The organism is Actinomadura vinacea (genome assembly GCF_039532545.1).
GTDB classification, from domain to species: domain Bacteria; phylum Actinomycetota; class Actinomycetes; order Streptosporangiales; family Streptosporangiaceae; genus Spirillospora; species Spirillospora vinacea.
The window spans coordinates 61,650-87,334 of the sequence record NZ_BAAARW010000046.1; the positions used below are offsets into that span (position 1 = coordinate 61,650).

23 protein-coding genes are annotated in these 25,685 nt (G+C 72.5%); 3 read left to right on the top strand and 20 right to left on the bottom strand.

What is annotated here, in order from left to right; translation table 11 throughout:
- Positions 1 to 122 precede the first annotated feature (122 nt).
- The 5 genes from trmD to ffh all read right to left on the bottom strand — a co-directional run bounded on the left by trmD (position 123) and on the right by ffh (position 4,511).
- Positions 123 to 911 (bottom strand): tRNA (guanosine(37)-N1)-methyltransferase TrmD, encoded by a 789-nt coding sequence (trmD, locus tag ABD340_RS45460; protein ID WP_344598109.1) that lies wholly within the window; start codon positions 909 to 911, stop codon positions 123 to 125.
- Complete coding sequence (gene rimM, locus ABD340_RS45465) at positions 908 to 1,432, bottom strand: ribosome maturation factor RimM (RefSeq protein ID WP_344598110.1); 525 nt, start codon at positions 1,430 to 1,432, stop codon at positions 908 to 910. The genes trmD and rimM overlap by 4 nt, the downstream gene beginning before the upstream one ends.
- 2 nt (positions 1,433 to 1,434) lie before the next feature.
- On the bottom strand, positions 1,435 to 1,677 hold the full coding sequence (locus ABD340_RS45470) for an RNA-binding protein (protein ID WP_151568089.1): 243 nt from the start codon (positions 1,675 to 1,677) through the stop codon (positions 1,435 to 1,437).
- A 1-nt stretch (position 1,678) separates the two neighbouring features.
- Complete coding sequence (gene rpsP, locus ABD340_RS45475) at positions 1,679 to 2,143, bottom strand: 30S ribosomal protein S16 (protein ID WP_344598111.1); 465 nt, start codon at positions 2,141 to 2,143, stop codon at positions 1,679 to 1,681.
- A 796-nt stretch (positions 2,144 to 2,939) separates the two neighbouring features.
- Positions 2,940 to 4,511, bottom strand: a complete 1,572-nt coding sequence (ffh, locus tag ABD340_RS45480) for a signal recognition particle protein (RefSeq protein WP_344598113.1) — start codon at positions 4,509 to 4,511, stop codon at positions 2,940 to 2,942.
- Positions 4,512 to 4,758: 247 nt separating this feature from the next.
- Between ffh and ABD340_RS45485 the strand changes: the two genes are divergently transcribed.
- Both ABD340_RS45485 and ABD340_RS45490 read left to right on the top strand, forming a co-directional pair.
- Positions 4,759 to 5,598 (top strand): RNA polymerase sigma factor, encoded by an 840-nt coding sequence (locus tag ABD340_RS45485; RefSeq protein WP_344598114.1) that lies wholly within the window; start codon positions 4,759 to 4,761, stop codon positions 5,596 to 5,598.
- Between the two features lie 97 nt (positions 5,599 to 5,695).
- Positions 5,696 to 6,613, top strand: a complete 918-nt coding sequence (locus ABD340_RS45490) for a hypothetical protein (protein ID WP_344598116.1) — start codon at positions 5,696 to 5,698, stop codon at positions 6,611 to 6,613.
- A 47-nt stretch (positions 6,614 to 6,660) separates the two neighbouring features.
- Here ABD340_RS45490 and ABD340_RS45495 read toward each other — a convergent pair whose 3' ends face one another.
- From ABD340_RS45495 to rsmD, 14 genes are all read right to left on the bottom strand, one after another.
- Positions 6,661 to 9,030, bottom strand: coding sequence for a [protein-PII] uridylyltransferase (locus tag ABD340_RS45495; RefSeq protein WP_344598118.1), 2,370 nt, complete (start codon positions 9,028 to 9,030; stop codon positions 6,661 to 6,663).
- A gap of 8 nt (positions 9,031 to 9,038) precedes the next feature.
- Positions 9,039 to 9,377, bottom strand: a complete 339-nt coding sequence (locus tag ABD340_RS45500) for a P-II family nitrogen regulator (RefSeq protein ID WP_344598120.1) — start codon at positions 9,375 to 9,377, stop codon at positions 9,039 to 9,041.
- Positions 9,374 to 10,714 (bottom strand): ammonium transporter, encoded by a 1,341-nt coding sequence (locus ABD340_RS45505; protein WP_344598121.1) that lies wholly within the window; start codon positions 10,712 to 10,714, stop codon positions 9,374 to 9,376. The genes ABD340_RS45500 and ABD340_RS45505 overlap by 4 nt, the downstream gene beginning before the upstream one ends.
- A 379-nt stretch (positions 10,715 to 11,093) precedes the next feature.
- Positions 11,094 to 12,254, bottom strand: coding sequence for a signal recognition particle-docking protein FtsY (gene ftsY / locus ABD340_RS45510; protein ID WP_344598123.1), 1,161 nt, complete (start codon positions 12,252 to 12,254; stop codon positions 11,094 to 11,096).
- Between the two features lie 107 nt (positions 12,255 to 12,361).
- Entirely contained in the window at positions 12,362 to 12,826 is a 465-nt protein-coding gene (locus ABD340_RS45515) for a globin domain-containing protein (protein ID WP_344598125.1), read from the bottom strand.
- A gap of 97 nt (positions 12,827 to 12,923) precedes the next feature.
- A complete protein-coding gene (gene smc, locus ABD340_RS45520; protein ID WP_344598195.1) occupies positions 12,924 to 16,700 on the bottom strand; it encodes a chromosome segregation protein SMC in 3,777 nt (1,258 codons plus the stop codon).
- Positions 16,701 to 17,228: 528 nt separating this feature from the next.
- Entirely contained in the window at positions 17,229 to 17,429 is a 201-nt protein-coding gene (locus ABD340_RS45525) for a hypothetical protein (RefSeq protein WP_344598127.1), read from the bottom strand.
- 179 nt (positions 17,430 to 17,608) lie between these two features.
- Positions 17,609 to 17,935: an acylphosphatase gene (locus ABD340_RS45530; RefSeq protein ID WP_425547546.1), complete on the bottom strand. Its 327-nt coding sequence runs from the start codon at positions 17,933 to 17,935 to the stop codon at positions 17,609 to 17,611.
- 5 nt (positions 17,936 to 17,940) lie between these two features.
- Positions 17,941 to 18,819 (bottom strand): bifunctional DNA-formamidopyrimidine glycosylase/DNA-(apurinic or apyrimidinic site) lyase, encoded by an 879-nt coding sequence (mutM, locus tag ABD340_RS45535; protein WP_344598129.1) that lies wholly within the window; start codon positions 18,817 to 18,819, stop codon positions 17,941 to 17,943.
- Positions 18,820 to 18,822: 3 nt separating this feature from the next.
- Entirely contained in the window at positions 18,823 to 19,629 is an 807-nt protein-coding gene (rnc, locus tag ABD340_RS45540) for a ribonuclease III (RefSeq protein WP_344598131.1), read from the bottom strand.
- Between the two features lie 446 nt (positions 19,630 to 20,075).
- Positions 20,076 to 20,255 (bottom strand): 50S ribosomal protein L32, encoded by a 180-nt coding sequence (gene rpmF / locus ABD340_RS45545; protein WP_344598133.1) that lies wholly within the window; start codon positions 20,253 to 20,255, stop codon positions 20,076 to 20,078.
- 97 nt (positions 20,256 to 20,352) lie between these two features.
- Positions 20,353 to 20,949, bottom strand: coding sequence for a YceD family protein (locus tag ABD340_RS45550; RefSeq protein WP_344598135.1), 597 nt, complete (start codon positions 20,947 to 20,949; stop codon positions 20,353 to 20,355).
- Between the two features lie 114 nt (positions 20,950 to 21,063).
- A complete protein-coding gene (gene coaD, locus ABD340_RS45555) occupies positions 21,064 to 21,543 on the bottom strand; it encodes a pantetheine-phosphate adenylyltransferase (protein WP_344598137.1) in 480 nt (159 codons plus the stop codon).
- Positions 21,544 to 21,662: 119 nt separating this feature from the next.
- Positions 21,663 to 22,238 carry a 16S rRNA (guanine(966)-N(2))-methyltransferase RsmD gene (rsmD, locus tag ABD340_RS45560; RefSeq protein WP_344598139.1) on the bottom strand — a complete coding sequence of 192 codons (576 nt, stop codon included), beginning with the start codon at positions 22,236 to 22,238 and terminating at the stop codon, positions 21,663 to 21,665.
- Between the two features lie 195 nt (positions 22,239 to 22,433).
- Between rsmD and ABD340_RS45565 the strand changes: the two genes are divergently transcribed.
- Complete coding sequence (locus ABD340_RS45565; protein ID WP_344598141.1) at positions 22,434 to 23,471, top strand: hypothetical protein; 1,038 nt, start codon at positions 22,434 to 22,436, stop codon at positions 23,469 to 23,471.
- A gap of 133 nt (positions 23,472 to 23,604) precedes the next feature.
- Here the strand turns inward: ABD340_RS45565 and ABD340_RS45570 are convergent, their stop codons facing one another.
- A complete protein-coding gene (locus ABD340_RS45570; protein WP_344598143.1) occupies positions 23,605 to 25,449 on the bottom strand; it encodes a serine/threonine-protein kinase in 1,845 nt (614 codons plus the stop codon).
- Between the last annotated feature and the right edge of the window lie 236 nt (positions 25,450 to 25,685).

Consider the following 25,685-nt stretch of genomic DNA (forward strand, 5'->3'; position numbering starts at 1 on the left):
CCTCGCAGCTCGAACGCGGACATCGAGAGGCCCCGTCAAAATGGTGCGGGGGGCGTCGCGCCGCGCGAAATGGATCTTTCTTCGAAGTCTGGGCACCGCGCGGCAGCGCGCACGGTGACGCTCTAGTGTGCCATAGGTTCGCCGTCCACCGGAAAACCGGCCTCCCTCAGCACCTGCCGATCGTGCTCGTCGAGGGAGTCCGGATCCAGCCGGGCGAGCAGCTCGGGCCGGGTGCGGGCGGTGCGGCGCAGGGCCTCGTCGCGTCGCCAGCGGGCGATGGCGCCGTGATGGCCGGAGAGCAGGATGTCCGGAACGACGCGTTCCCGCCAGATCGGAGGCTTGGTGTAGACGGGGCCTTCGAGGAGGGCTTCCATCGCACCGGGGGCGAAGGAGTCGTCGGCCACCGAGTCGGCGTTGCCCAGGACGCCGGGCAGGAGACGTCCGACGGCCTCCACCATCACCAGGACGGCGACCTCCCCGCCGGCGAGGACGAAGTCGCCGAGGCTGACCTCGTCCACCGGCATCCGGGTGCGGGCCTCCTCGACCACGCGCGAGTCGATGCCCTCGTAGCGGCCGCACGCGAACAGCAGCCATTCCTCGGCGGCCAGTTCGGCGGCCATGGACTGGGTGAACGGGCGTCCGCTGGGGGTCGGGACCAGCAGGCGCGGCACGCGGGACGCGCCGGCGGGCGCGAGGGCGTCCAGCGCCTCTCCCCACGGCTCGGGTTTCATGACCATGCCAGGACCGCCGCCGTACGGGGTGTCGTCGACGGTGCGATGCCGGTCGTGGGTCCATTCCCGCAGGTCGTGGACGTGGACGTCGAGCAGCCCGGTGCGGCGGGCCTTGCCCAGCAGGGAGACGTCCAGCGGAGCGAAGTAGTCCGGGAAGATCGTGACGATGTCGAGTCTCATAGATCCAGGCCGGGCGGGGGATCGATCACCAGCCGTCCGCCGGGGACGTCCACCTCGGGGACCAGCGCGGCCACGAACGGCACCAGCGCCTCGCCGCCCCCGGCACGCCCGATCACCAGCAGGTCCTGGCCGGTGTGCAGGATCCCGGTGACCGTGCCGACCTCGTCCCCGGCGACGGTGACGGCCGTGAGCCCGACCAGTTCCTGGTCGTGGAACTCGTCGGGGTCGGCGGAGCCGGGAATGTCATCGGGGTCGACGACCAGCCACACGCCGCGCAGTTCCTCCGCGGCGTCGCGGTCGCCGACCCCGGCGAAGCGCACGAGCAGCCGACCCGAATGCCGACGGGCATGCTCGACCGTCAGCGGGCCGGCGGCCACGGGGTCGGTGGCGAGCTCGCCGCCCGGTGCGAACCGGAGTTCCGGATCGTCGGTGCGGACGTCGATGGTGAGCTCGCCGCGGATCCCGTGCGGCCGCCCGATCCGGCCGATCACGAGCCGATCGGACGGCCCGCGGGAGGCCATGGTCAGCGGACCTCGTTGACGTCGAGCAGGTCGACGCGCACGTACCGGCCCCCGGACAGGGCGCTGATCACGGTGCGCAGGGCCTTGGCGGTACGCCCGCTGCGGCCGATGACCTTGCCGAGGTCCTCGGGGTGCACGCGCACCTCGAGGACCCGGCCGCCCCTGATCCGGCGGGCCCGCACCCGGACGTCGTCCGGGTGCTCGACGATCCCGCGGACCAGGTGCTCGAGCGCTTCTTCGAGCACGTCAGCCCTCGCTCTTGACTTCGGTGGTCTCGTCGGCCTTGGCGGCGTCGTCGTCGCCCTTGGCCTTCTTCGGCTCGGCCTTCTTCTTGGCCTTGGTGGCGGTGGCGGGGGTCTCGGTGTCGCCCATGGACTCCTTGACCGCCGACTCGAAGGCGGCCTTCTTGTCGCCCTTGGGCTCGGCCACCTTGAGCGTGCCCTCGGCACCGGGCTCGCCCTTGAACTTCTGCCAGTCGCCGGTGATCTTCAGGAGGTTGCGGACCGGCTCGGTCGGCTGCGCTCCGACGCGCAGCCAGTGCTGGGCGCGCTCGGAGTTCACCTCGATGCGCGAGGGCTCCTCCTTGGGGTGGTAGAGCCCGATCTCCTCGATGGCCCGACCGTCACGCTTGGTGCGGGCATCGGCGACGACGATCCGGTACTGCGGGTTCCGGATCTTCCCCAGACGCTTGAGCTTGATCTTGACTGCCACGGGTGTGGTGTTCTCCAGACTGATACAGGTGAGCGGGCCTTACCAGGTGGGGACACCGGCGACGGGCCGCTCGATGGACTCCGGCCGCGCAGAACGAGAGAGGGCGCCTGGCGACTCCGGGTTTCCAGCCTGCCATTCTGCCAGACGATCGAGGGAAAAGCGCAATCGTCCGGTGACACGCCCCGACCGGTCTCTTGACCGGCAAGGTCAACACCGACATCGCCGACAAACCTCCCGCCGCCTCATGCGACGCGCGCCTCCCCCTGACCGCGATCAGGGGCAGAATCCTCCGGACGCGCCCCGCAGCCACCGGACACGCCCGACCGTCCACGCCGGCCCACCGGTCCCGGCGACCCTGTCAGAGCTTCAGCGGTGCGATCGTCAGCGTGCCGCCGAAGACGAGGGCGACCAGCCCTCAGCCAGTCCAGTGCACGGTGGTCCACCGAAGCCGGCGACCGAGTCGAAGACCGTGCAAGCCCTGCCTGGGGAGCCCGCGGACGGCTTCGACGCGCGATCCTTCGCATCAAGAGCGCGTCGACCGGACGCCTGCACCACCGGAGACGACGGCGCCCGCCGCGACACCCACGGCCGGCCAACCCCGCCCACCGAACCCGGCGACCACACCGGACGCCGCACAAGCCCTGGCTGGGCGGGGCTGGGGGCGGCTTCGACGCGCGAACCTTCGCATCAGGCGCGTGTTGATCGGACGCCTGTCATGCCGAGGACGGCGGCGTGTGTTGCGGCGCCTGCGGCCCCATGGGGCTCTGCGACCAGGCGTACAGGCCCTGGGCTTCGGTTACTTCTTCTTGCGGCTCTGGAGTTTGTTCAGGTCTGGCATCTGGAAACCCGGGGGGAGCTGGCCGCCCAGGCCTGGGGGGAGCTGGCCGCCGAGGCCGGGCGGGAGGCCCTGCGGGACGTTCTCGGCGGCGGGCTCTTCGGGACGGTCCGCGCCGGCGCGCTGGGCGGCGCGCTTTCGGGGGTCGCCGCTGCGCTGCTTGCCCTTCCTGTTCTTGGCCTTGGCCGCCTTCGCGGCCTTGCGGCGGCCGGGCATGCCGGGCAGGCCCATGCCGCCGGCCATCTGCCGGACCATCTTCTGGGCGTCGAAGAAGCGGGTGACCAGGCTGCTGACCTCGCCGACGGAGACGCCGGAGCCCTTGGCGATGCGGGCCCGGCGGGAGCCGTTGATGACCTTGGGGTTGCTGCGCTCCTGCGGGGTCATCGAGCGGATGATGGCCGCGACCCGGTCGAGGTCCTTGTCGTCGATCTGGCTGACCTGGTCGCGGACCTGCCCCATGCCGGGCATCATGCCGAGCAGGTTGCCGATCGGCCCGAGCTTGCGGATCATCATCATCTGCTCGAGGAAGTCCTCGAGGGTGAAGTCCTCGCCCGAGGCGAACTTGGTGGTCATCTTCTCGGCCTGAGCGGTGTCGAACGCCTGCTCGGCCTGCTCGATCAGGGTGAGGATGTCGCCCATGTCGAGGATGCGCCCGGCCATCCGGTCCGGGTGGAAGACGTTGAAGTCCTCCAGCTTCTCGCCGGTGGACGCGAACATGATCGGCCGGCCGGTGATGTGCCGGACCGACAGCGCGGCGCCGCCGCGGGCGTCGCCGTCGAGCTTGGTGAGGACGACGCCGTCGAAGCCGACGCCGCTCAGGAACGCTTCGGCGGTGGTGACCGCGTCCTGGCCGATCATCGCGTCGACGACGAACAGGATCTCGTCGGGGCGGACCGCGTCGCGGATGTCGGCGGCCTGCTGCATCATCTCGGCGTCCACGCCGAGGCGGCCGGCGGTGTCGATGACGACCACGTCGTGCTGTGCGTGCTTGGCGTGGTCGATCGAGCGGCGGGCGACCCCGATCGGGTCGCCGACGCCGTTGCCCGGCTCGGGCGCGAACACGGGCACGGTGGCGCGTTCGCCGACCACCTGGAGCTGCTGGACGGCGTTGGGCCGCTGCAGGTCGGCGGCGACGAGAAGGGGGGCGTGGCCCTCGGACTTCAGCCAGCGGGCCAGTTTTCCGGCCAGCGTGGTCTTGCCCGCTCCCTGCAGACCCGCCAACATGATCACGGTGGGCGGGTTCTTGGCGAAGCGGATCCGGCGGGTCTCGCCGCCGAGGATGTTGACGAGCTCCTCGTTGACGATCTTGACGACCTGCTGGGCGGGGTTCAGCGCCTGGGACACCTCCGAGCCCCGCGCCCGCTCCTTGATCTGGGCGATGAAGTCCTTGACGACGGGCAGTGCCACGTCGGCCTCGAGCAGCGCGACACGGATCTCGCGGGCCGTCGCGTTGATGTCGGCCTCGGAGAGCCGGCCCTTGCTGCGGAGCGACGAGAAGACCGTCGTCAACCGGTCGGAGAGCGTCTCGAACACGTGTCTGGACCCGTCCTTGGAAGCTTCTGGGATCAACTGCCAGGGTATCGGGTCGCGGGGCGGGCCCCGTCCGAACGATTCTGCGTTGTTTCCGCGGTTTCGGGTGTGACATTCGGTCCGGTACGTACGCTGAACGCTTCAGGGGAACTGTGCTGCGACACGGCATGGCCCCTGCGACCGTCAGATTCCCCCACCCCAGCGAGGTCCAACAGGTGAACACGTGGCCGCGGCCGCACGACGGAGGCGCATGAGCGAACGTGCGACGCCCCGGGCCGGCGACCAGGAACTCGAAACCGCCCTGCACGCCGCGCAGGGCGGTGACGAGGAGGCCTTCCGGGCGCTCTACCGGGATCTGCAGCCCAGGCTGCTGCGCTACCTGCGCACCCTGGTCGGCACGGAGGCGGAGGACGTGGCCGCCGACGCCTGGTTGCAGATCGCCCGGGACATGGGGTCATTCAGCGGCGACTACGACCGGTTCCGCGGCTGGGCGTCGACCATCGCCCGGCACCGCGCGCTGGACCATCTGCGCCGCGTGGGCCGCCGGCCGGACAGCAGCGTCCACATCGACGACCTCACCGATCTGGTGGGCCGGGACGACACGGAGCGGGACGCCATGGAGCGCCTGTCCACCGACTCGGCGATCGCCCTGATCAGCGGTCTGCCCCGGGACCAGGCCGAGGCCGTGCTGCTGCGGGTGGTGGTCGGGCTGGACGCCAAGGAGGCCGGCCGGGTCCTGGGGAAGCGTTCGGGCGCGGTGCGCACGGCCGCCTATCGCGGCCTTCGCCGGCTCTCGGAGCGATTGAGCGCTCCGGAGCCAGGCGAACCTGTTCTAAAAACGGACCGTTCCCAGAAGAAGCAGGGCGGGCCGCCACCGACGGCGGAAGGCGTCCAGGCGGATCAGGCGCACTCGAGGGCGGGCGCCGTCGTGGGGTCCGGCCCTGCCGACGGTTCCCCGCCCGAAGGGGGCGAAAGCACTGGCGGTTCGCAGGCGGTGGGCGATACGGCTTGGGTGGGCGGGTCTCCGTCGAAGGGGGCCTCGCCGGCGTTCGAACGCCGCGGACCGGATGCTCCGGACGCCCCGGTTTGAGAAGCGGCAGGCCCTTGGGTTCGGAACGCGGCAGGGGGACGCGGATGGCGATGGCTGGTGTGACACGTTCGCGCGCGGCGGCGCTGAAGAGGGTGAGATGAACACCGACGGCCAGCGATTGGACCATGACACCGCCGAGCGCCTGCTCGACGGTGTTCCTTTCGATCCGGATCTGCGGGCCGACGGCCTCGCTGATCTGCTCGCGGCGGCCTCGGGGCCCGCCCGGGAAGGGGAACTGGCCGGTGAGGACGCCGCGGTGGCCGCCTTCCGCGCGGCGGCCTTCCGGCGGGCGGCGGCGCCCCCCGCACGGTCGTGGTTCCGGTTCGCCCGGCTGGCGCCGGTGAAGATCGCGGCCGTGGCGGTGGCGACGGCCACGGCGGCGGGCGGGATGGTGCTGGCGGGAGGGGCGATGGGGCTGCCGATCGGCCCGCTGTCCTCCCATACCGACAGTCCCCAGTCGCCGGTACCCGTGGACGGGCCCAAGGCTTCGGCCAGCCCCCAGGCCAGGCCGGGCGTGAAGACGACCACGGAGGCTCCCGGTCCCTCACGGTCGACCCTGGTGGCCCTCTGCCGCGCCTATGGGGCCATCGCCCCTTCCAGGCGTGCCCAGGAGCTCGCCAAACCGTCGCTGCGCATGCTTGTGAACGCGGCGGGGGGCGTGTCCAAGGTCCCCGGGTATTGCGCATGGCTTGCGCCGTCTTCGCAGAAGTCTCAGCGCCAGGACGGCTCTTCGACGGGTGAGGGCTCTGACCCGAAGAAGGGCAAGGGCAATGGGTCGTCGAACGGCAAGGGCAAGAACAGCCAAGGCGGAGAAGACGACGCGGACGACGAGCACCAAGGCAACGGTCCAAGGCCCACCAGGGACGGGACCGGCGATGGGACTCAGGACGGCCCGGGCGGGAACGTGAACGACTATGTGAACGGTGACTCGTCCCGGGGCGGAGAAGAGCAGCCCACCACGTCCCCGACGCCGACGCCGACGACGCCCCAACCGACTCAGTCCCCGACCCCCTAGACCGGCGGAGAGGCGGTTGTGCCCCCGTGATCGCCTCTCCGCCTCGCTTAGCGCAGGGCCGCCAGGACGTGCTGACGCACGCGCGACAGGTCCGCCGGCTCGGTGAGTGGCTGCCCGGAGCCGTCGACCACGTAGAAGACGTCCACTGCGTCCGCGCCCAGGGTGTCCACCTGGGCGGCGCGTACCTGGAGCCCGCAGTCCCCCAGTGCCTGCCCGATGCGCCATAGGAGCCCTGGACGGTCGTGCGCGCGAACCTCCACGACGGTGGCGGTGCTGGACGCGTCGTCCACGATGGTCACCCTGGGCGGCGGGACGGGGATGCCCGGCCGCACGCGCAGGGAGCGGGCCCGGCGTTCCAGGCGGTCGGCCACGTCGAGGCGGTCGGCGAGCATGCGGCGCAGGTCCGCTTCCAGCGCGGCCGGGTCGGGCGGGTTGCCGTATTCGGGGACGGCCGTGAAGTCGAGGACGGCCGTCCCCGGGTTCGGGTCCCCCGACGACGCCCGGGACGACGTGCGGGCCGTGCGGACGGCGAGGCGGTGCAGTGCCAGTACCCCGGCCGCCCTCCAGAGCAGCCCTGAGCGGTCCGGAGCGGCGATCGTGACCTGGGAGCCGGTGATGCGCACCGAGCCGCCGTCGTGGCGCGACAGGGCCAGCTGGGAGGGCTTCAGGACGGGCGGCGGGGGCGGGGTGCCCCCGGCGAGGGCCGCCGCGGCGCGGCGGGCGAGCTCGGCGATCAGCCCGGCCTTCCATTTGCCCCAGGCGCCCGGCCCGGTGGCCTGGCCGTCGGCGATCGCCAGCCCGGCCAGCAGTTCGACGATCTCGCGTTCCCGGCCGGGCACGGCGGAGACGGCGGCGGTGACGGCCTCCAGGGTCCTGGGGTCGTCGATGTCGCGCCTGGTGGCGGTGTCGGGGAGGAGCAGGTGGTGCCGTACGACGGCCTCCAGGACGCGGACGTCCTCCTCCGCGAAGCCCATCCGGGCGCCGAGGTCGCGGGCGACGACGGCGCCGCCGACCGAGTGGTCGCCGGGCCAGCCCTTGCCGATGTCGTGCAGGAGCGCCCCGATGAGGAGCAGGTCGGGGCGGGACACCTCGCGGGTGAGGGCGGCGGCGCTGGCCGCGGCCTCCACGAGGTGGCGGTCGACCGTGAAGCGGTGGACGGGGTTGCGCTGGGGGCGGTTGCGAACCCTTTCCCAGTCGGGCAGAAGCCTTACGACGAGACCCGCCTGGTCCAAGGCCTCCCACACGCCGATCGCCGACGGACCCGCGCCGAGTAGGGAGACCAGGGCGTCCCTTGTCTCGGCAGGCCATGGCACTGGCGGGAGGGCCGCGTCTTCAGCGAGGCGGTCGACGGTGGCGAGGGCCAAGGGGAGCCCGGCCTGTGCCGCGGCGGCGGCTACGCGGAGCACGAGCGCGGGGTCGTCCAGGTCCGCGTCACGTGCCAGGACGACTTCGCCCTCCTGCTCTACGGCACCGTCCCCGACAGGGGTCCGCTCCACGCCCCGCGCGCTGTACGGCTGCCGCCGCCCGCGTGGGCGGGACGCTCGGCGCGGAGCGCAGAAACGCTCGACGCGCCGCCACAGATGGTCACCGGCATAGGTCACCGTACGGGCCGCCTCGGCGATCGTACGGAGCAGCACATTGCCGTCCAGCAGTCCAAGCGCGCGCGCTACGGCCTCCTGCTCCTGGAGCACGAGACGGTCCGCGGCCCGGCCGGTCACCTCGTGCAGCACGTGGCGCACGTCCAGGAGGAGGTCATGGGCGGCGCGAACACGTGCGTCGGGAGCTGACGCCACCCAGGACGCGGCTACGGCCTGCATCACGTTGACGTCCCGTAGCCCGCCGTGGGCCTCCTTGAGGTCGGGCTCAAGGAGGAAGGCCAGTTCCCCTTTGGACTCCCAGCGGCGGCGGCACATCTCCCCCAGCTCGGCCAGCCTCCGCCGCGCGTCGGCACGCCAGTCGGCCAGGACGGCGGCGCGGAGCTCGTCCACCAGGGAGTGCTCCCCCGCGATGTGGCGCGCCGACAGCAGGCCCAGGCCCGCCTTCATGTCGGTACGGGCCACCTGGCGGGCCTCGTGCACGGTCCGGACGGAGTGGTCCAGCCGGATGCCCGAATCCCAGATGGGGTACCAGACGCGGTCGGCGACCGCGGCCACGTCCGAACGGCCCCGGTGGAGCAGCACCAGGTCGAGGTCGCCGCCCGGGGTGAGTTCCCGGCGCGCGTGGCTGCCCACGGCGACCAGGGCCACGCCGCCGGCGCCGCCGGCGCCGCCGTCGCCGTCCAGGAGCGCCGGGCGCCGGGCGCCGAGGAGGCCGGCGAGCCAGCGGTCCAGTTCGTCCGCCCGAGCGGCCCGCGCCGCCGCGAGGGCTGCGCGGGCCGTACGGGTCTCTCCCCCGACCGTGCCGTGAACCTGGGTCACCCCGCTCCCTAGAGCGCGTCCGCGCCGGTCTCGCCGGTGCGCACCCGGATCACGGTCTCGACCGGGACGGCCCAGACCTTGCCGTCGCCGATCTTGTCGGTGCGGGCCGCCTTGACGATGACGTCGATGATGTCCTCGGCGTCCTCGTCGTCGACCAGCACCTCCACGCGGAGCTTGGGCACCAGGTCGACCTTGTACTCGGCGCCCCGGTAGACCTCGGTGTGCCCCTTCTGGCGCCCGTACCCGCTGGCCTCGCTGACGGTGAGCCCCTTGACCCCGAAGGTCTCCAGGGCCGCCTTCACCTCGTCCAGCTTGAACGGCTTGATGACCGCCGTGATCAGCTTCATGCCTCGGCCTCGACCTTCTTCTCGGCGCGGGTCGCGGTGGCGGGGGCGGGCAGCGAGGCGCCGACGCCGGCGTGCACGCTGCCGAAGTCGTAGGCGGTCTCGGCGTGCGCCGCGCTGTCGATGCCGGAGACCTCGTCCTCCTCGCTGATCCGGAAGCCCATCACCAGGTCGATGATCTTAGCGATGACGAACGTGACCACGAAGGAGTAGGCCAGCGTCGCCAGCACCGCGATCGCCTGCTTGCCCAGCAGCGCCAGGCCGCCGCCGGCCAGCAGCCCGTCGGCGCCGTTCTCGTTGACGGCCGTGGTGGCCAGGACGCCGATCAGCAGCGCGCCGACGATGCCGCCGACCATGTGCACGCCGACCACGTCGAGCGAGTCGTCGTAGCCCAGCTTGTACTTGAGGCCGACCGCGAAGGCGCACACCGCGCCGGCGATCAGGCCCAGCACGATCGCGCCGAGCGGGGTGATGAACGCGCACGCCGGGGTGACGGCGACCAGGCCGGCGACGACGCCGGAGGCCAGGCCGAGGGTGGTGGAGCTGCCGTCGCGCAGCTTCTCGACCACGATCCAGGCGAACGCCGCCGCGCAGGTGGCGACCAGGGTGTTGACGAAGGCGACCGCCGCGGTCTCGCCCGCCGCCAGCGCCGAGCCGGCGTTGAAACCGAACCAGCCGAACCACAGCAGGCCCGCGCCCAGCAGCACGAACGGCAGGTTGTGCGGGCGCATCGGGTCCCGCGGCCAGCCCTTGCGCCGGCCCAGCACCAGGACCAGCGCGAGCGCCGCGACACCGGCGTTGATGTGGACGACCGTGCCGCCCGCGAAGTCCAGCGCGCCCAGGTCGAAGATCCAGCCGGCCTTGCCGTTCTCCTCACCGTCGGACCACCACACCCAGTGCGCGATCGGCAGGTACACCAGCGTCGTCCAGACCAGGGTGAAGACGACCCAGGCGCCGAACTTGGCGCGATCCGCCACGGCGCCGCTGATGAGGGCCACGGTGATGATCGCGAAGGTGGCCTGGAAGGCCACGAACACCAGTTGCGGGATGCCGGTGCCGTCGTCGGTGGTCGCGACCTTCTCCAGCCCGACCAGTCCCCAGTCGCCGAGCCCGCCGATGAACGAGCTCAGGCCACCGGCCTCGGTGAAGGCGACCGAGTAGCCGTAGACGACCCAGATCATGCCCACCATGGCGATGCTGACGAAGCTCATCATCATCATGTTGAGCACGCTCTTCGCCCGGCTCATCCCTCCGTAGAAGAAGGCCAGGCCCGGTGTCATGAGCAGGACGAGCGCCGTACTCGTCAGCATCCACGCGGTACTACCGCTATCGATCTTCATCTCGGGGAGAGCCCCTCCTCGACAGGGAACTTGGACTGCTCAGAGACTCTGGTGTGGCCGTTTCACCTGAAAGGCCCTTGTGTTTCCACGGTGTGAAACCCCATTGCGAACTGTTTCGAGGATGTTTCAGAAACCTCACGGCCCGTTCGTTCGGGGCGGCTCCCCTTCCCACATGGGCGTTTCGCTTTCGCCGGGACGGCCGGGGCGAGGAAAGCAGAGGGCCCCGCACGCAACCGAAGATGCGTGCGGGGCCCTCTCGACGTGAGGGGACGGCCCCTGCCGGGAAGAGCGGTCAGTTCCTTTCTGAGGGGGCGACCCCTCAGACTCCCCGGCAAAAGCGGACTGACCCACCGCCCTCCGCTCCGCTCCAGGCGGCGGGTCAGTCGCCCAGGATCGCGTCCACGAAAGCGTCGGGCTCGAACGGGGCCAGGTCGTCCGGGCCCTCGCCCAGGCCCACGAGCTTGACGGGCACGCCCAGCTCGCGCTGCACCTGGACGACGATGCCGCCCTTCGCGGTGCCGTCCAGCTTGGTCAGCACGATCCCGGTGATGTTGACGACCTCGGCGAACACGCGGGCCTGCTGCATGCCGTTCTGCCCGGTGGTGGCGTCCAGGACCAGCAGCACCTCGTCCACCGCGGCCTGCTTCTCGATCACCCGCTTGACCTTGCCCAGCTCGTCCATGAGCCCGGTCTTGGTGTGCAGCCGGCCGGCGGTGTCGACGATCACGGTGTCGACCTTGGCGTCGACGCCCTGCTTGACGGCGTCGAAGGCGACGCTGGCCGGATCGGCGCCCTCGTCCTTGCGGACGACCTTCGCGCCGACCCGGGCACCCCAGGTCTCCAGCTGGTCGGCGGCGGCGGCGCGGAAGGTGTCGGCGGCGCCCAGCACCACGGTGCGGCCGTCGCCGACCAGGACCCGGCCGAGCTTGCCGCAGGTGGTGGTCTTGCCGGTGCCGTTCACGCCGACGACCATGAGCACCGCGGGCCGGTTGCCGTGCCGCGCGGTGTGCAGCGACCGGTCGAGGTCGGCGCCGATCTGCTTGACCAGCTGCTCCTTCAGCAGCGCGCGCACCTCCTCGGGGCTGCGGGTGCCGAGCACCTGGACGCGGGTGCGCAGGTCCTCGGTGATCTGCCGGGCCACCGAGACGCCGATGTCGGCGCCGATCAGGGTGTCCTCGATCTCCTCCCAGGCGTCGTCGTCGAGGGTCTCGCGCGACAGCAGGCCCAGCAGGGTCTTGCCGAAGGCGTTCTGGGAGCGGGCCAGCCGGGCCCGCAGCCGCACCAGCCGGCCCGCGGAGGGCGGCGGTACCTCGATCTCGACCTTGGGCGGGGCCTTCTCGACCGGAGGAGCCCGTTCGGCCGGCGGCGCGACCGCCTGATCCTCCTCGGCGACGGTCGTGCCGCCGGGCGGAAGGTCGGCCGGCCGCTCGGCGGGTTCGGCGGGCGGCCGGGGCTTGCGGCGGCCGGGCCGCAAGAACAGGACGCCGCCGACGATCAGGATGACGACGGCCAGCCCGGCGATGAGGATCAGATAGTCCATAGCGCATCCAGTTTTCCAGACCGGCGCCGATGCGCCGAACCCCGCCCAGGGGTGGGCGAGCCGCCCTTCACCCCGGCTTTCACCTGCGTCTCACCTGCGTTTCGCTCTCATCCGACGGCCTCGACCGGCTGCGCCGCCGCGGACCGCTCCAGTGCGGCCTCCGCGGCTGCCTCCGCGGCGGCCTCGGCCATGATCTGGGCGACGAAGCTGTAGGCGGCGGCCCAGTCGCTTTCCAGGTCCTCGTTCCACTCGGGTCCGGTGAAATGCGCGAGGGCGGTCAGCAGGCTGACCCCGAATTGCGGAAAGTGGTCATTGGTAATGCCGTGGCCGTGGTGCCGCTTTCCCAGTTCCCGCAGGAACGGGACGAGGGCGGGCGGGTCGTCCACGAGCGACACGATGTGCGCGAGCGCCTGAAGGAGCCTGTGGTGGTGTTTCTCCATGGACGCGGGGAAGAGGTCCCGCAGCGCCGGTTCACGTTGGAAGAGGTCGGCGTGGAAGTAGGCGATGAGGCCGTCGCCGTTCTCCCGCACCAAGGCGAAATTGGCCTTGAGCCGCTGGGGGTCCATGGGCATACCTCTCAAGGTCGTTCTCCGTCCGGACGGGCTGTCCGGAGACGGGGTCGGAGAACCCTGCACATGAGTAGTGGATCGCCCCCGCCCGGCACAAGGCTCAGGCGGGTTCGTGTTCCCGGAGCCGCTGGCTGACCACCTGGGTCACGCCGTCGCCGCGCATGCTGACGCCGTAGAGCGCGTCCGCGCCCTCCATGGTGCGCTTCTGGTGGGTGATCACGATGAGCTGGGACGACTCGCGCAGCTCCTCGAACACGCGCAGCAGCCGCTGGGTGTTGGTGTCGTCGAGGGCGGCCTCGACCTCGTCCAGGACGTAGAACGGCGACGGCCGGGCCTTGAACACCGCGACCAGGAACGCGATCGCGACCAGGGAGCGCTCGCCGCCCGACAGCAGCGACAGCCGCTTGACCTTCTTGCCGGGCGGACGGGCCGCGACCTCCACACCGGTGGCGAGCATGTCCTCGGGCTCGGTCAGCGACAGGCTGCCCTCGCCGCCGGGGAACAGCCGGGCGAAGATCCGCTCGAACTCGCGGGCGGTGTCCTCGTAGGCGGAGGCGAACACCTGCTGGACGCGGTCGTCGACGTCCTTGACGATGTTGAGCAGGTCGCGGCGGGTCTTCTTGAGGTCCTCCAGCTGGGAGGTGAGGAACGCGTGCCGCTCCTCCAGGGCGGCGAACTCCTCCAGCGCCAGCGGGTTGACCTTGCCGAGCTGGTTGAGCTGGCGTTCGGCGGCCTTGGCGCGTTTCTCCTGCTGGCGCCGGTCGTACGGCACAGGCTGCGCGGCGGCCGCCGCGCCCGTCTCAGCGCCCGTCTCACCGCCCGTCTCACCGCTCGTCTCAGCGCCCGTCTCAGCGTCTTCGCCGCCCTTTCCAGCGCCCGGCCCCGCCTCCGGCTCCGGTCCCGGCGGGACGGGCTGGTCGGGGCCGTACTCCGCCACCAGCGCCTCGACCTCCAGGCCGAACTCCTCCAGGGCGCGCTGTTCGAGCTGTTCCAGCCGCAGGCGCTGCTCGGCCCGGGCGACCTCGCTGCCGTGGACGACGTTGACCAGCCGCTCAAGGGTGCTCGACAGTTCACGGACCTGGGTGCGCACGACCTTCAGCTCGGCCTCGCGCTCGGCCCGCGCGCGCTCGGCGGCCTCCCGCTGCGTCACGGCCGACTCCAGAGAGACCTCGATGCGGCGCAGCGCGACCCGGGCGCCCTTGTGCACCGCCTCGGCGACCTTGGCCTGCTGCTCGCGGCGGGCGCGGCGCTGGGCGGCGCGGGCGCGTTCCTCGCGCTCGCGCCGGGCCCCGCGCTCCAGCGAGTCGGCGCGGCCCGCGATGGCCTGGACGCGCTCCTCGGCGGTGCGGACGGTCAGCCGGGCCTCCATCTCGGCTGCGCGCAGCTCCTGGCAGCGGACGCCGAGCTCGTCGCGGGTCTCGGTGTCGTGGCCGGCCTCGTCGGCGACCTCGGCCGCCTCTTCCGACTCGGCGAGCCGTTCGGCCAGCTCCTCGGCGGCCTGCGCATCGCGTTCCAGGGATTCGCCTGCCGCGTCCAGGGCCTTGGTGAGGCGTTCCACCTCGCCCCTGGCGGCCCGCACATCGGCCTCCAGGCGGGCCGCGCGCTTGGCCTCCTGGGCGGCCTGGGCCTCGTGCTCGCGGACCTTGCCGCGTACCCGGTCGAGTTCTGTCTGGGCCTGGTTGACGCCGCCCTGGGCCTGGTTGACGGCGCTCTGGGCGGCGTCGAGCGCGGCCTGGGCGCGGTGCTCGGCCTCCGTGGCCTCGGTCAGGGCGGCGGCGCTGCGCTCGGCCTCCGTCTCGGCGGCCGCGAGGTCTTCGGTGGCCTGGTCGAGGGTGGCGCGCATCTGGAGAAGGCTCTGCGCGCCTCCTGCGGCGCCTCCCTGGGCCCAGTGGGCGCCGACGAGGTCCCCGTCGCGGGTGACGGCCCGCAGTCCCGGCTCGCGCCGTACGAGCGCCGCGGCGGAGGACACGTCGTCCACCACGGCCACATCGCGCAGCAGCTCGCACATGGCGGGCCGCAGAACGTCCGGGACGGTCACGGCGTCGATCGCATAGTCGACCCCGTCGATCCGGGAAGGGTCTTGGTCCTCCCCGGAAGCCGAGGAGCCGATCAGAAGGCCCGCCCGGCCCGCGTCGCGCGCGCGCAGCAGTTCCAAGGCGGCCTCTGCGATGTCCAAGGAACCGACCGCGATGGCCTCTGCGGCACTGGCCAAGGCCGCCGCGATCGCCGTCTCATAGCCGGGCCGTACCGTCAGCAGCGACGCGACCGTGCCGAGCACCCCTTCCAAGGCCCCGTCGGCACCGGCGGCCAGAACCGCCTCCCCGCCTTCGGCGGCACTGGCCAGGGTCAGGTTCAGGGCTTCGATACGGGCCTGCAACGCGGCGACCTGCTTCTGCGCCGCCTGATCGGCCGAACGTGCCCCGGCCACCGCGGCCCTGGCCTCCTTGAGCTCCCCCTTGGGACCGTCCACGGCGGCCCTGGCGGCCTCCACGGCCTCCTTGGCGGTTGCCAGGGTCTCCTGGGCCAGCTCGTGCTCGGCCATCAGCTCGGGGTCCTCGACGACCTCGGCCTCGAACGCCTCATGATCGGCCTGCGCCGAGTTCGCCCGCTGCTCGGCCTCCGCGCGCGCCTCGCCGAGCCGTCCGATCTCCGACCGCCCCGCCTGGACCTTGCTCCGCAGCGCCTCCACCCGGCCGCGCAGCCGGGCCAGCTCCTCGCGCCGGTCGGCGGCGGCGCGGGCGGCGGCCTGCAGGCGCCGCTCCTCGGCCGCCAGGGCCTCCTCGGCGCCGGACCGCTCCTCGACCCGCACCGCCAGGCCGTCCTGGGCCTCCTCCAGCGCGGCGCGGAGCATCTCCTCCTGCTCGCGGACGGCGGCGGCCTCGCGCTCCATTTCCTCCGGGTCGCGGCCCCGCCGCTCCTCGTCGCGGGCCTCGACGGCGTTGCGGTGCCGCTCGGCCGCCAGGTCGGCCACCCCGCTCAGCCGCTCCTTCAGCGCCGACAGCTTGAACCAGGTGTCCTGCACCTGCGCGAGCCTGGGCGCCTGCTCGGCTTCCTCGGCCTCCAGGGCGGCCTCGCGCTCCTGCGCCTCTCCAAGGGCCCGCTCGGTCTCGGTGCGGCGCTCCCGCACGGTGGCCTCGTCGGCCGCCTCCTGTTCCAGCTTCGTGCGCAGGGTGACCAGGTCGTCGGCCAGCAGCCGCAGCCGGGCGTCCCGCAGGTCGGCCTGGATCACCGCGGCCCGCCGCGCGATCTCGGCCTGCCGGCCCAGCGGCTTGAGCTGGCGCCGCAGCTCACCGGTGAGGTCCTGGACGCGGGTCAGGTTGGCCTGCATCGCGTCCAGCTTGCGCAGCGCCTTCTCCTTGCGCTTGCGGTGCTTGAGGACGCCGGCCGCCTCCTCGATCACCGCCCGGCGGCCCTCCGGCCCCGAGTGCAGCACCCGGTCCAGCTGCCCCTGGCCGATGATCACGTGCATCTCGCGGCCGATGCCCGAGTCCGACAGCAGTTCCTGGATGTCCAGCAGCCGGCAGGAGTCCCCGTTGATCGCGTACTCGCTCTGCCCGGACCGGAACATCAGCCGGCTGATCGTCACCTCGGTGTAGTCGATCGGCAGGGCGCCGTCGGAGTTGTCGATGGTGAGGACGACCTCGGCGCGGCCCAGCGGCGGGCGGCTGGCCGTGCCGGCGAAGATGACGTCCTCCATCTTGCCGCCGCGCAGCGACTTGGCGCCCTGCTCGCCCATCACCCAGGCGAGCGCGTCTACGACGTTGGACTTGCCCGACCCGTTGGGCCCCACGACACAGGTGATGCCGGGTTCGAACTTGAGGGAGGTGGAGGACGCGAAGGACTTGAAGCCGCGCAGCGTCAGGTTCTTCAGGTACACGCGCTCGCTGTCCTCCTCCACGGGATGCACACAAGGGGATGCGCGACAAGGGACACGGCCGGGAGACCGGCCTCGCTGACGCGGTCCACCCGTCCCGGGGTCAGGAGGCCCCCTGTAGCTCCCCGGCTCGCCCCTCCGGGAACGGGACGAACGATACCGGCCGAGCCTTCAACGGCCCGGCAACCGCGCGACCGTTCCTCTCCAATGTGCCATGATCTGCCCCAATGCGCTCAGCACCCGACCGAAACCCGTCGGCGATCAGCGATGTGGACGCCCGCCAGTACCAGGACCCGTCTCGACGTGGCCTCAGGTACCGCGCGAGCGCGCTACCTGGCCGGTGGGGCGATGCCGGAGGCGAGGCTCACCGGGCAGATCGCGAAGCGATGTCGCGCTCGCACCAAGCACGGTCAGGGTGCGAGCCCCAGGCGAGCGCCCTGGGCCGGGATTGCAAGAACACAGCGGCGAGTGGACAAAACATAAGGGACGCCTCGGACGGCGTCCCTGTTTGTTCCTCAAATAAGGCGCCGACTATGTCAGCGCCGGTTCGCGGTCCTTCACTCCGAGTGACAATACGTCCTCGTCGTTCGCCGCCGTCGCAAGCGCGTCGTTCTCCGCCTGAAGCCGGACAAGCTCGGCTTCCAGATCACGTACGCGCTGCTGAAGGCGCCGCATCTCCGCGACCATCCGGGGGTCGGGACCGCCGACGTGGCCGAGTAGAGCCTTCGCCATGACTAAGGGTCCTCCACGCTGAGTAACCAGCAGGGATCGCGCACGAGAATCAATCTCAAGCGGGTGCGCGTATCGTCTAGAGTCGCACCGGCCGGTGCGCTGGTCAAGACGCACATCACAGGCCGGTAACAACCTGTCCTCACTAGTTTAGCAGGTACAAACCGGAAACCCCTACCCGGCTAGCGCTCGTCGAAGCCGGGGCCCTCTCCGCGGGGCTCGCTCCAGCGCTCCGCGACGCCCGCCACCCGGCCCGGGGTCCCGGCCCCGCGCAGCAGTTCCAGGAGCCGCTCGCAGGACTTCCGCGGCCCCTCGGCGACGATCTCGACACGGCCGTCCTGGAGATTGGTGGCGCTGCCGACCAGGCCCAGCTCCAGTGAGCGGGCCCGCACCCACCAGCGGAAGCCCACTCCCTGGACGCGCCCGCGCGCCCAGGCGGTGAGCCGAACGGTCTCGGCGCCGTCCACCCCGCCGCCGTCCCCGGCCGCCTCGTCGCCCATGTTGTCCATCACGCTCAGTATCTCGCCCTTCTGGGGCGGGGCTGGCACTTGGGGCAGCTGTAGGAGGAGCGGTTCATGAACTCGTCGCGGCGGATCCGGCTCCCGCAGCGGCGGCAGGGCTCGTCCCGGCGGCCGTAGGCGTCCAGCGCACGGTCGAAGTAGCCGCTCTCCCCGTTCACGTTGACGTAGAGGCTGTCGAACGAGGTGCCTCCGACGGCCAGGGCCGCCGCCATGACCTCCCGTACGCCCGTCAGCACGCGGGCCGCCTCGGCGCGTGTCAGGGTCTCGGTCGGGCGGGCCCAGTGGAGCCTGGCCCGCCACAGGGCCTCGTCGGCGTAGATGTTGCCGACGCCGCTGATGAGGGACTGGTCGAGCAGTGCCCGCTTGATCCCGGTGTGGCGGCGGCGCAGCGCACGGTAGAACGCCTCATCGTCGAAGGCCTCTTCGAGCGGGTCGGCCGCGATGTGGGCGATGGGTTCGGGAACGGGCGTGCCCGACGTCCCGGACGCCTCCTCGGCCACCAGCAGGTGACCGAAGGTGCGCTGGTCGACGAAGCGCAGGTCCAGGCCGCCGTCGGCGTGGTCGGTGAAGGACACCCGGACGCGCAGATGCTTCTCCGCGGGCCGGTCCGGCTCGCCGACCAGGAGCTGCCCGCTCATGCCCAGGTGGGCCAGCAGGGCCTCGCCGGAGTCGAGCGGGATCCACATGTACTTGCCGCGGCGGCGCGGGGCGGCCATGGTGCGCCCCGCCAGCCGTCCGGCGAAGTCGGCCGGCCCCTCGGCGTGGCGGCGGACCGCGCGCGTGTGCAGCACCTCGGCGGAGGCGACGGTGCGGCCGGTGACCCACCGGTCGAGGCCGCGCCGGACGACCTCGACCTCGGGCAGCTCAGGCACCGGTCAGGCCCCCGGGCCGGGGGCCTGCTGCGGCGCCTGCCCGGCGCCGCCGTCCGGGGGCTCGGCACCGTTGCCGCCCTTGCCGGGGGCGGCCTCGCGCTTGACGACCAGCTCGCGGATGGCGTTCCAGGCGGCCTCGGCGGCGTGCTGCTCGGCCTCCTTCTTGCTGCGGCCCTCGCCCGACCCGTAGGTGGTCCCGCCGACCCGCACGGCGGCGCGGAAGGTCTTCTGGTGGTCGGGGCCGCTCTCCGAGACGTGGTACTCGGGGACGCCCAGTTCCTCGACCGCGGTCAACTCCTGCAGCGAGGTCTTCCAGTCCAGCCCCGCGCCGAGCCCCGCGGACCGGGCGATCAGCGCGTCGAACAGCCGGTGCACCAGCGCGGACGCCTCGTCCAGGCCGCGGTCGAGGTAGACGGCGCCGATCAGCGCCTCCAGCGTGTCGGCGAGGATGGACGCCTTGTCGCGTCCCCCGGTGCCCTCCTCGCCCCGGCCGAGGCGGATGTGGTCGCCCACGGCCAGGTTGCGCGCGACGCCGGCCAGAGCCCGCATGTTGACCACCGCGGCGCGCAGCTTGGCCAGCTGCCCCTCGGGCAGGTCGGGATGTCCCCGGTACAGGGTGTCGGTGACGACCAGGCCCAGCACCGAGTCGCCCAGGAACTCCAGGCGCTCGTTGGTGGGCAGGCCGCCGTTCTCGTAGGCGTAGGAACGGTGCGTCAGGGCGCGTTCCAGCAGCTCGTCGGTGACCTCGACGCCGAGCGCGCGGGTCAGTTCCGCGCGGTCGGGCGCGGGTTCGGTCCTCTTACCGCTCACAGGCCCTCCTCGGAGGCCTCGCACCCCGCGCGGCGGTGCCGATGGCGGCGTGTGACGCCCGGACTCCCGGAACGGCCCGGGAGGCCCGAGGGCGGCGCGGTCGCGCGGCCGAGGAGACAGGTCCACGAAGACGAGGTGCGCGCCGGCCGATCGATGTCCCCGGCGTGCACCACGGCCTCGGGCGCCGGCCCTTAGCCGTTCACCGCACCGACGTCACCCGCCGGTTGGTCGGGGTGGGTGGGTCTGGTGCTGGGTGATGGACGGTACCCAAGCGTACGTTGAGGCACCGCATGTCGAGACACCGGGTGTCGGGCACCCGGTGTCGAGGTGCTGATGTCGCTGTCGGCGTTCCCTCGCCGGTCGACTCCGACACCTGTCCCGACACCGGGAGGGGCGGCCGCGCCGCGCGCGGTTCCGCCCCCCGTGATGCCGGGATCAGGCCGAGGTCAGGCCGACGGGGCGATGACCTGCCGCCGGTCGTAGGTTCCACACGTCGCGCACGCGGTGTGGGGCAGCTTCTTGTCGCGGCACGTGGGGCACTCGACCAGGGTCGGCGCGGTGGCCTTCCACTGCGCACGCCGGTGCCGCGTGTTGCTGCGCGACTTCTTCCGCTTGGGGACGGCCACGTCAGCCCTCCTGCTTCCTTGTCGTCGGTCGAATGCCCGGTGGGGTTCGGGCCCCCACCTCCCCCACCGGGGAATGCCCGTCGTCGGCGGCCGCCCGTCAGCCCTCCGAGGAGGTGCCTCCGTCGGAGGACGGGCCGCCGGCCAGGCCTCGCAGCGCCTCCCAGCGAGGGTCGGCGACGGCGTGGCCGTGGTCCGGCTCGGCGTCCGCCAACCGGACGCCGCACTCCGGGCACAGGCCGGGACAGTCGTCCCGGCACAGCGGTGACAGCGGCAGCGCGAGCACCACCGAGTCCCGGAGCACCGGCTCGAGGTCGATCAGATCGCCCTCGAGGCGGAGCTCGTCGTCGTCCGCGTGCCCGCCGGAACGGGTGTCAGGATAGACGAAGAGCTCCTGGAAGCCCGCCTCGAAGGTCGAGGCGAGCGGGTCCAGGCAGCGCGCGCACTCCCCTTCGAGGGGGACGCGCGCCGTGCCCGTGACGAGCACGCCCTCGAGCACCGCCTCGAGCCGCAGATCCAGCTCGATCGTGGCACCCTCGGGCACGCCCACCATCTCGACGCCGAAATCCTCCGGGGCCGGAACGCGGAGCGCCTCCTCGCGCGACGATCCGGGTTGCCTGCCCAGGGCCCGGGTGTCGAGCACGAGGGGAGCGTTCGGATCGAGGCGAGACAGCGGAATCCTGCTTTCGTGTGCCATGGCGAATCGCGGCCGTCGGTCAGGCCGATGTCCCAGAGTAGCGAACGCGCGGGCCTGCCCCCAACTCGCGCCCGCCCTCCCGGCCCTGCGCTCCCGCCGGGCCCGGACGCCGGGTCAGGATTCTTGGAGCCGGGCGGACAGCCGGGTGAGCACCAGGTCGGGGATGAGGCCGGAGACGTCGCCGCCGTACTTGACGATCTCCTTCATCAGACTGGAGGACAGGTAGGAGTACAGCGGGTTGGTGGACATGAACATTGTCTCGACGCCCGCCATCCGGTGGTTCATCTGCGCCATCTGCAGCTCGTACTCGTAGTCGCTGACCGCGCGCAGCCCCTTGACGATCATCGGGATGTCGTTCTGCCTGCAGAAGTCCACCAGCAGCCCGTGCCACTTGTCGATGGTGACGTTGCCGTACTCCTTGGTCACCTCCTCCAGCATCTCCATCCGCTCCTCGATGCTGAAGAGCCCCTGCTTGGTCTTGTTGATCAGAACGGCGACCACCACCTCGTCGAAGAGGCGGGAGGCCCGGCTGATGATGTCGAGGTGGCCATTGGTGACGGGATCGAACGAGCCGGGGCAAACGACACGGCGCACGAGGTGGCTCCATCCTTGCGTCTGGTCAGTCCGTGCAGGTCGGGGCCTGCGGCGCGACCGTACCAAACCGTCCCAGAGCGGTTCGGCACCGGCCTCGCTTCCGACCGAAGGCGGTTCGGTCAGCCCGGCTCCGGGCCGGCGGCGCGGCCGTACCAGAAGACGGCCTCGCCGTAGCGGCGGTCGCGTTCGGCGGCGTAGCCCGCGGGCCAGCGCAGCGCCGCCCCGCGCGCGGCGCGCTCGACGACGACGAGGGCGCCGGGCGCCGCCCAGCCGTGGTCGCGCAGCGACTCCAGCAGCGCGGTGACGGCCGCGTCGTCCAGCGCGTAGGGCGGATCGGCGAAGATCAGGTCGTAGGGTTCGGCCGGCCCGCCGCGGACGAGCCGCTCCACCTTGTCGGCGCGGGGTTGCGCGCCGGGGAGGCCGAGCGACCGGACGTTCTCCTTGATGACCTTGAGGGCGCGCGGGTGCGACTCCACCAGCAGGGCGTGCGCCGCCCCGCGCGACAGCGCCTCCAGCCCGACCGCACCCGAACCGGCGTACAGGTCGGCGACGCGCAGCCCGTCGAGCGGGCCCAGCAGCGACAGCACGGTGGAGAACAGGCCCTCGCGGGCGCGGTCGCTGGTGGGGCGGGTGTCGCGTCCCGGCGGGACGGCCAGCCGCCGCCCGCCCGCGCTTCCCGCGATGACCCTGGTCATTCCTCAAGTATCGGGGCGCCGCCGACCGCGGGGCGCACGGTCGTCACGAGGCGATCGCGCAAGATATCGCACAGCCGGCCGGCCGGCACGTTGTGAATCTACGCCCAAATGCGGCGGCCGCTGTTCACATCGGCTACGTCGCGTGCAAGCCTGAACGCAGGTTGTCGCTGTTACGATACCCCCCAGGAGTACCTCGTGCACCACGGTAGAAGACTGGCGGTGACGGCGGGCGCGACGGTTCTGGGTCTGGTGGCCATGAGCGGGGTCGGCCATGCCGGCACCGGCGGTTCCACCGGATCCGGCTCCCCCCTGGCCGACCTGACCGGTTCGCTCACCGGCACCGTCGGCGGGCTGACCGGCGCGCTCACGGGCGGCGGCGGTTCGCAGGCGTCCGGAGCGAAGCAGACGTCGCGTCCCGCGCCGCCCGCCGCTTCCCGGCCCTCTTCCACGTCCCCCGCCAAGACCAGGTCCGTCCGCAAGGCGGCCGCGCCCAAGAGCACGTCCGGCGGCAAGGGCGCCGCGACCGCCAATCCCGGCAAGGCCGCCGGGAAGGCGAAGAAGGGAGCCGAGGGCGCGGGCAAGGCGGCTCCCGGCCGCCTCGGCGTCGAGATCACGCCCGACCTGGACCTGAAGAAGCAGACCGCCTCCGGCAGGCTGGCCGCGGACGTGGGGCTCAACACCCTGCTCGGCCCGGTCGGCCTCAAGCTGGAGACCGACGGCAAGCTCTCCGCCGAGGACATCTCCATCGGCGACCCGGAGGCCGACGGCGGGGTGCAGATCGGCGCCACGCTCGGCGACACGGGCCTGGGCATGGGCGCCCACGGTGCGCTGTCCGCGACGCCCGCCGGGGTCGACGCGTCCGGTTCGGTGGACGTGTGCGTCGGCGCCGCGGGCTGCGCGGAGGCTCCCACCCCGCCCAGCCCCCCGTCGCCGCCCGCGCCGACGCCGCCCAGCCCGCCCGCGCCGACACCGCCGGGCCCGCCGTCGCCCGCTCCCCCGGGTCCGTCGCCCGAGCTGCCCGACCTCCCGCCGTCCTCGCCGCTGCTGCCGGACCTGCCGGTGGCGGGCATGGAGCCGGGGGCCACCGCGGCCGGGATCGCGCCCGCGCCGCCGAAGGGCCTGCCCATCACGGGCGCCGACGGCATCCCGCTCGCGCTGCTCGGCCTGACCGCCGTGGCGGCCGGCGGCGTCGCGGTCGCCTCCACCCGCCGCCGCAAGGCGCAGGAGGACTGACGGCACGCCTGTACGACGGGGCGCTCCCACGGGAGCGCCCCGTCTCCGTGTTCGAGGGCACGGTGTTCGAGGGCACGGTGTTCGAGGGCACGGTGTTCGAGGGCAGGACGAGCTCGACGGCCCTGCGGGGCGGTCAGAGGCGTTGGGTCTTGGCGACCTGCCAGGCGCCATCGGAGCGCCGTTGCGCGACCATCCGGTACACGGCGACCTTGTCGGTGGCCTTGCACGCGCCCTTGGCGCACTCACCTACCGTCACCAGGGCGTTCAGCTCCCCGGCGGAGCCGCCCGGACGCAGCGCCGACTCGACCAGGGTGCCCGACGTGACCGCCTTGTCGCGGGCCACCGCGTCGAGCACCGCCCGCCCCTGCGCGCCCGGCCAGCCGCCCGCGGCGGCGCCGTCCGAGGTCAGCGCCGGGACGGAGTCGGCCTTCAGCGTGTAGAGGGTGTCCAGCAGCCAGGAGCCGCCCTGCCTGACCATGGTCACCCGCATGGGGTCGTTGAGCAGGCTGGGCCGTGCGTTCGCCGAACTGACCGTCCGCACGACGTACGACAGCACGGTGACGGTGTTCGGCGCGGCCGCCACCACGGCCGAGTCGGCGACCTCGGTGCCGACCGTGCTCCTGTTGTCGCGCAGCCGGACCCGCCAGTTGTCGGCGGCCAGCTGCCGGTCGTACTCGGCGCGGTAGCGCTGGGTGGCGCGGGCATGCGCGCCGGCCACGTCCTGGTCGATGCGGCGGTAGTCGAAGCTGAGCACCGCCTTCAGCGATTCGCCCGCGGCGCCGAGCGCGGCGGTCGTCTCGCCCGGCGGGGCCGGGGTGTCGGCCGGCGGCCGCGGCTTCGGCGGCGGGTCGCCCCCGTCGCCCGACATCAGCGCGTAGGCGGTGCCGCCCGCGCCGAGCAGCAGTACGGGCACCGCGACCGCGGCGGCGATCCGCCACCGTCCGCCCCGCGAGCCGGGCGGGATGGTCTGGGACGGCGGATGCGTGCCGGGGTGCCCGGGACCGGGAACACCGTGCCCCGCGCCGTGTCCTCCGCCGGAGCCGCCCCCGTGGCCGCCCGAGCCGCCGACGCCGGGCAGGCCGGGCAGGCCGGGACCGGTGGCCGGGCCGACCGCCCCGGCGAACGAGGCGCCGGTGGTCAGCGCGCCCTCGGGCTCGGCCGACACGGTCTCCTGGCGGCCGAGCAGATCGAGCAGCACCTGCTGCGCTTCGGGCCGCCGCGCCGGGTCCTTGGCCAGGCACGCCGCCACGATCGCGCGCAGCGTGTCGGGCAGCGGGGACAGATCGGGCTCGTAGTGCAGGATCCGGTGGAAGACGGCGGAGATGGTGTCGTTGCCGAACGAATGCCGCCCCGTCGCCGCGAACAGCATGGTCGACGCCCAGGCGAACATGTCGACGGCCGTGCCCAGCTCGGTGTCGTTGACCTGCTCGGGCGCCATGTACGAGGGGGTGCCGACCACGCCGCTGCCCCTGGCTGCCGCGGTGCCCAGCACCCGCGCGATCCCGAAGTCGATCACGCGCGGGCCGTCCGGGCCCATCAGCACGTTGGCCGGCTTGAAGTCGCGGTGCAGGATCCCGGCGCGGTGGATGGCCGCCAGCGCGGTGACGGTGCCGATCGCCAGCCGGTCCAGGTCGGTGCCGATCCGCGGCCCGGTGCCGGTGACCAGCTCGGTCAGCGAGGGACCCGGCACGTACTCGCTGACCACGTAGGGCAGCTCGCCCAGCACGTCGTGGTCGACGACCTGGGCGGTGCAGAATCCGGCGACCCGGCCGATCAGTTGCAGCTCCCGCTCGAACCGCGCCCGCCACTCGGGGTTCTGGCTGAGCCCGGCGCGCAGCAGCTTGATCGCCACCTCGCGGCCGTTCTCGCCGCGTCCCAGGAAGACGATGCTCTGGCCGCCCTCGCCCAGCCGTCCCGCGAGCTCGTACGGCCCCAGCCCGGCCGGGTCGTTCGGCAGCAGGGGGCTAACGGCCGTCATCGAATTCCTCCGTCGCGCTGCGGACCCGCCATGAGACCTGTACCCGGAGCGGCCCCCGGTGGCCCATCCTGCTCGTATCTCGTTAGATGTCTGTGATCGACTACCGGGTTCTGGCGAATCCTTGCGGATCGTACCGCCGCGAATACGGAGAAGGAATGCGGCGAAAAGGAAGACGGGCGGGACGCCCCCACCCCGGAACGTCCCGCCCGCGTCTGGATCGGCGGCGCCGCTCAGGG